Origin of the sequence: Vibrio sp. 10N.247.310.17 (genome assembly GCF_041466605.1) — a bacterium.
GTDB lineage: Bacteria > Pseudomonadota > Gammaproteobacteria > Enterobacterales > Vibrionaceae > Vibrio > Vibrio tasmaniensis_A.
Genome location: NZ_JBFSTC010000154.1, coordinates 1 through 6,302, shown reverse-complemented (window position 1 = coordinate 6,302; position 6,302 = coordinate 1). Strand labels below are relative to the sequence as shown.

At 41.1% G+C, this 6,302-nt stretch carries 5 protein-coding genes; 2 read left to right on the top strand and 3 right to left on the bottom strand.

Annotated elements, in window-relative coordinates; all coding sequences use genetic code 11:
- Positions 1 to 10: 10 nt before the first annotated feature.
- The 3 genes from AB6D80_RS23890 to AB6D80_RS23880 all read right to left on the bottom strand — a co-directional run bounded on the left by AB6D80_RS23890 (position 11) and on the right by AB6D80_RS23880 (position 3,020).
- Positions 11 to 325 (bottom strand): transposase, encoded by a 315-nt coding sequence (locus AB6D80_RS23890; protein WP_372189822.1) that lies wholly within the window; start codon positions 323 to 325, stop codon positions 11 to 13.
- 755 nt (positions 326 to 1,080) lie between these two features.
- On the bottom strand, positions 1,081 to 2,550 hold the full coding sequence (locus AB6D80_RS23885) for a hypothetical protein (protein ID WP_017096479.1): 1,470 nt from the start codon (positions 2,548 to 2,550) through the stop codon (positions 1,081 to 1,083).
- 11 nt (positions 2,551 to 2,561) lie between these two features.
- Positions 2,562 to 3,020 carry a CesT family type III secretion system chaperone gene (locus AB6D80_RS23880; protein ID WP_017096480.1) on the bottom strand — a complete coding sequence of 153 codons (459 nt, stop codon included), beginning with the start codon at positions 3,018 to 3,020 and terminating at the stop codon, positions 2,562 to 2,564.
- A 579-nt stretch (positions 3,021 to 3,599) separates the two neighbouring features.
- Between AB6D80_RS23880 and AB6D80_RS23875 the strand changes: the two genes are divergently transcribed.
- Together AB6D80_RS23875 and AB6D80_RS23870 are read left to right on the top strand one after the other, a co-directional pair.
- Entirely contained in the window at positions 3,600 to 5,630 is a 2,031-nt protein-coding gene (locus AB6D80_RS23875; RefSeq protein ID WP_017100925.1) for a hypothetical protein, read from the top strand.
- Positions 5,631 to 5,691: 61 nt separating this feature from the next.
- Positions 5,692 to 6,111: a type III secretion system chaperone gene (locus AB6D80_RS23870; protein WP_017096482.1), complete on the top strand. Its 420-nt coding sequence runs from the start codon at positions 5,692 to 5,694 to the stop codon at positions 6,109 to 6,111.
- Positions 6,112 to 6,302 lie beyond the last annotated feature (191 nt).

Below are 6,302 nucleotides of genomic sequence, written 5' to 3'. Positions count from 1 at the left end.
GAGAAGCTGCTTAATAAGCAAGCAAATGATGACAACTACCTTGAAAAACACCGTGGTCGAGAAGATAATAGATAGAATTAGGGTGGTAGTATTTATCAAAGTTTTCCACGATGTAATCATGTATATCGCTCCCGACAAGGCGCCCGCCAGAAGGGGACTCTGCTTCTTTCTTAATGAACGCGCTGAGTTGTTTTCGTTGCTCTACATTGAGATATGCAGGCCTGCCTGTGCGAGGTTTCTCTTGAAGTCCTTCCAATCCTTCTTCAAGAAATGTCTGGACCCATTTGTTTACACTAGTTCGACTGACTTTGAGGTATTTAGCAATTTGAGTGTGCTAGTGACCTTCTTTGAAGTGGGCAAGTGCTAGTAAACAAACCTTCATTTGAATGGTTTTTTGTTGGCTTGCTAGTTTTTTAAAATCTGTCTTATTAAGGCTATCCATAGCTATTTTCTGCAAGAGTTCGACGACCTCAATTAGATCATATTTTTACTTTAATGGGTGTTACTGATTGCCTGTTTGAAGTCCTTTTTGGCTCGTTATGTGCGGTGCGGGCGCAAAAGGCTGGTTTGATATTCGTGAATACATTATCGGACACCATTCATATGATCAGTGCTTATGCTTCATCAAATAAGCTCGTGTTGGGGCAGATAAAAACTGAGTACAAGCTAAGTGGCATTTGATTGCGAAGCCAATAGCGATTAACTATCGCGGGGCCCTTTCAATACCTCGTCTAGGCTCGGAATCATCGCTGATATCAAATTAACGGATAATAATAGGCTATTCGAATATCAAAGGTTGGCACACAATGAGGGACTATCCGTCAACGGCCAACCTTATATATGATTCTATTGAAACTGTTCTTCAGTTCAGCTTGAGTTGCTTATCCTCTTTCAAATCTATTGCCCGAGATACTTGGCTTGGCGAGAATGTCGGGTTTTGAAAGCGAGGCAACAATTTGTAGAGCCAATGCTTCTAAATCAAAAACTGTTAAACAAGGTATACAAACCAAGGGAACTCGTCCTTTGGGAGCGTGTAACGGAAAAATTTCATCGTCAATAACTTGGGTATGATATTGACGATTAAATCCAGCCTTCTGCTAAGTACATCAACCTTAGCTGACTTGGTGAACCAAGCTTTTCTAGCGCCGAGAGTTGGCCTTGATCGAGGTTCGGGCTTTTATCCAAGTATACTCGTCCGTTCGGTGTATCTAGAGGGAGCTTGTAAGTCAACGTCTTATTGATATCCTGTGCCTTTCCTTGGTCGATAGATCTTACTGCTGGCATTAGCCAGTCCCAATCTTCTTTGAGCAACTTCTTAAGTGCACTGTTGGCCTCTGACTCAGTTTGGCTCGGTGTATCTTCGATACTCAATTTATTCGTTGATCCAACATCTGGCACCAAGTTCTCACTTGCATCAGAGCCCAACATTTTCTTAAGCGTTAAGCGCGCCAATTCCATATCCTGAGCTTCTTTCGGTGCTTGAGGTGATGTCATAGATTTGTCTTCTTTTGGGCCTAGGTACGCAATCAAAGCACGTCCTGATGCAGCATCTTGCATACTAAAGGAGAACTTCCCTTTGCTGTTAGACACTTCAATTCGAGGTAACACACCAGACATAGGTTCTTGGTGAATTTGCTCTTGAACTTCGTTGTTCAGACAGTAGGAACTCGCTTGACCGGCTACAAACCCAGAACCAGTGATTAAGCCAGATGCTGCTACACTGCCTAGCGCTTCTTTTGCAACAACAAGGACACCAGTTGTGCCCACAGAGGTGACACCAAATGCACCAAGGCTTCCCGTCGCCATACCTAAGGTCGCTCCAACCGCACCTTCAGCAGATTGAGTGGCGTGCTCGTGCGCTAATGCTTGTTGTATCGGCAATGCCAACCTTTGGTCATGACCGGGCAATTGCGCAATCTGTTCTAGTTGGTGATAGTGCGCCTCAGCATCACCATTGACTGCCGACTTATGTAATTCACGCCCCGTGGCGATCAACAAACCAACACCTGGTAACGCCAAGTTAATTACTGCGTTGATACCAGTCCCTTTGATTGTTTCTTTTGCCATCTCAAGCAGTTCAGCACCTAAGCCGTCCATTTTGCCTGGGTATTGGTTTTCGATGCTGACTTGTAAGCGTGGGTCTTTGCTGATCGAATCGAACGTGCTTTTTAGATTTTTATAAGCTTTATCGTCAATCTTCACTTCATCTAATAGGCTTACGACTTCGAGGACCTTACGCGCAGTTAAAGGCTCGCCACGATACCCTGCTGTGCTCACAAGAGAGAATGCCAATAATGCCGTTTCTGGTTTTTCTTCTTTTAGCAGCGCCTGTTTTAAATCAAGGTGGGTCTTAATATTTTCTTGGTGGTACTTTTGATATGTAGATCGCAATATGGTGTCACTCACTGCCGTGAACTTTTGCCCTTTATGAAAGGTCGACGGCTCTTTGGCTTTACCGTGCTTACTGATCACCCGCTTATCTTTTTGTGCCGCGACAGTACGAAATTGATCCAAGCTCGGAATCTGGCTTTGGCTAGTTGAAATTACCATGGGTGAACTCCTTAAACTCTAAGTGTCTCAATGTGGGATTGTTCTGGATTGATAAATTGGGTTGGGTCTTGGTCTAACATTGCAAATCGAGCCTGCCAGAGTAGGGTTTGCTCATTTAGAAGGTGAAACCAAGTTGATAGGCTCGCTGCGTTTAAGTACTCAATCGGCTTTCTGCCCGCAAGAACCAATTGCCTACCATTTGGTGCAAGTGAAAGGGTCAAGCTCCCATCCGCGATACCGAAATAGTTAGCATGCGCAATGAGTTCAAGACCTTTCAGTCTCAGTTCACCGCTTTTTTCGAGACCGCCAAAAACCACCGATAAAACAAAATCGTTTTGATCTGCCTCACTAAAGTAAATAACGTAACGATCATCAACTAATAATTGGCAACGATTTTCTTCAGCAAAATAAAGTGGAGGTAGTTCATTTATTTCACAAAACTCTTTTATTAGAACTTGTAATGTGTTCATCGTTTATTCCTTCTGTTTTATCTTGCTAGTAAACAACAAATAGTATAATTACGATGTCGAAAGTGGCTTTTATTTTGTTGATTTTCTAAACTGTCGTGATGTGTAGCACAAAGAACAAATGAATTTAATCGTCTTTGTTACGCAATTAAGCTCTCTAGTGTGAGGTTCCCCTGAACAGTTCTTGATGCTCAAGAAGAGTTATGCTGTAAAGCTCTTTGCGAAGTGTTTGGATTCACCGCAGTGGGTAAACAAGGATCGGACTCTGTCGTCAGAGTCTGTGTTTACCCCCTGAAGTCTTCGAGAGCAGATCTTAGTAACGGTTCTATTGGATTTAGTGAGTTGCCAGCTTGCAAGCATACTTACAGCAGGAGGGGGGGGGAGTATAGCAAACTGGCTAAATCACTGGTTCTTATAAATTATCGTTTTTACTTCATCTAGCTGTTCTTAGTCAAGGTAAGGAGGTAGCTCGCCCCCTTTCATTTCGATATATAAAAAAAATAGGCCAATACTGAGAGCCCCCCTTGGCACTCTTAACCTATACTACCCTCTCGGTGTTTATATAGGTTCTAAGAGGTCACAATGCCTACTATCTCAGCGATTCATCAACCGATGAACTCAACAGCAATAAAGAAAAGCAACCACGCAGAATCAACTCAAAGTATCGTAAAAAGTGTACATGCCTCATCAGCAAAACAAACCTCTATAGGTTCAAGCGTCGCAAGCCCAACGACTGGCAAGTCTCATTTCAATCACGCCTATACATCACCAAAAGGGACACAAGAATTCTACTCGCAAAACAAAATGTCTTTTTCACAAAAACTAGAAAACTTTTTATCCGAGTATTTGATAAGTAAACCTGGCAGTGAAAAGAAAAGAGTAAAAGAACTGTCAAACATTGCGAATGTAACGGTAAGCAAAGATTTCAACGTCACCTGCCCACTTCCAAGTAAAGTCGGGGGCTTTAAACAGTTACTTTCAGATATAACAAAAGGACACTCTCCAACTAAAGGTGAGTTCTACCCTAAATTTAAAGCTCTAGTCCAACAATCTTTCAGCGAGATTATTTCTCTAGCACCGAAGAAAGGCCATAAAGATACTATCGAACTCAAGTCGCCATCGGTCGTATCACCTTTAGTTGATAGGCCTGTGTCAGATACTAATGTGACATCAAAAACCGCGCCTACTTCACTAGGAGTAACATCAGAACCAAGCCTAGAGACATCTAAGGGCAGCATAAGCTCATCAGAAAAAACAACCATAGAAAAGAGCAAGCAAGCTGACAATCAAAAAAACGCGACTAAAGAGCAAGTAACAGACGTTAAGTTACAAAACTATTATGAGCATGAGAGCACTTCTATCAAGAAAGAATTTGAATCACTATTTAACGCATATGCTAGCTCAAGCACTAAACATGCTGAATACGCACAGAGCTATTCTTATGATTGGTCAATGACATACTCTAATGGGTGTTACCAACTTGAATCATTACCTAAAACGGCTGAAGAATTTGCAAGTAAGTTTTGTAAGCTAACTGAAGAGCACTCCCCTAATGGTTCCTTAGGGAAGTTAGTAAAAAAAGCGTTAACAAATAAGACAACATTAGGGCAGATGTTGAGAGTTAACAAGGCCTCTACGCTAGGTCCTATGTCTCAACTGTTGCCTACAACACTGAAGGTGGTATTAAAAAGCAACTTATCTACCGAAACCGCTGCAACCTTCCAAAAAGTAGTAAAACAGGAAGTGAGCGAACAAGAACAACTTAATGCACTAAAACAGAAACAATTACCGTCACAGCTACAAAAGCTTGAACTTCAAACTAACCTCTACCAGTCTAATGTAAAAGAGTTTCCAGAAGCAGATTTAAAATGTCGTAACTTCCAAAAAGCTTTAGTAAAAGCAGTGAACAGAACTAATTCTGTTGATAAAAATAACGAACTACAAAGAAAAACAGAATTTAGAGGGCAAGGAACAGTGTTTAAAGAACTAAGCCCTAGCATAGATTTACCTGTAAATGATCAAAGTAAACACACGCTATTCGATACGAACAAAACCTACGGTATTGGGGACTTTGATAACATTGTAAGCAGTAATTTTGTAATCAAAGAAAAGACAGACTCATTCGAGAATCACCTATCAAGGTTAAATCAGAACATTGGCTTCCATATCGAAAAACTTCCAAATGAAGCCGAAGTCGCCAATGTAAACACACTCGGCATTAACCCATTAAATATTGATGTAGATAGAATGATGGCAAAATTGACGAATCTAAAACCTCTATTGTTAGAGCCAAAACCAAGTTGGAGAAGCCGACTAATTCAGCTGTTTCACCCTAAAGGTGCCGAAAACGAAGCTGAACGTCTGTCTTATCAATATATGGATATTTCACACTTACAGGCACTGAAAGACGATATATCAACCAGTTCGGAGGCAATGAAATTAACCGACCTATCGAATAAACCTTGGATGCAATATTTAGTGGCAAAGCAAGTTGAATCACTAAAATCAGATTGCCAAAGTTATAAATTGGGGCCATTTACCATCGCCTCTCCAGCGAAAAAGCAACTAGATGCACTGCTAAGTTCGAACGAATGGCTACAGAGCAAAGCTTAAAAACAAAACTTGATGATCGCACGTGATCCCTTGTTTTCGCAAAGTAAATTATTGAGGTGTAATGTTGAAATTTGAAGCCGTATTATCAGAACTTGCTGAACTATGGGGAATTGAGATCCCCGTTGAATCCGATGCGATTGAAATAATCGATAATCAGGAAAGCCTTTGGGTTCTAGAATCGCCAAAGCAATCAGATTTATTTACCTTGTATACCCCTCTACATGTCATTGTAGACCAATATAAGATGAGTGATTGGTTAAGTTTAAATATGCAGCGGGACTTACTTGGAAGCTGCTGGATTGGACTAAACAACGAAGAACTATGTCTAGGCGTGTCCTTACCAAAGGATAAATTTGACCATAACGAGCTGAATAATATTTTTGAAAATATGCATTTAATTAAAGATAAGGTTCATGCTTTACATGATTGCAATGAAAATGTTCATATTGATCTGGCTTTAATTAATGTGAAATTTATGTAGCTAACGGGTAGATAAAGTTACAACTCATTTTATCTGAATCGCGAGGTGACAAGTTTGCGTGTCATCAGCACGGCTTTGTTGCGTAATTCAGTTAGAGACAGAGCAGCCCCATTTCGTGCGTTTCTTAGTCAATACAGCAAGTTTCAGGCATACCTAACCCAGTGAGCTTGTTCAACGCTTTTATCATCGCG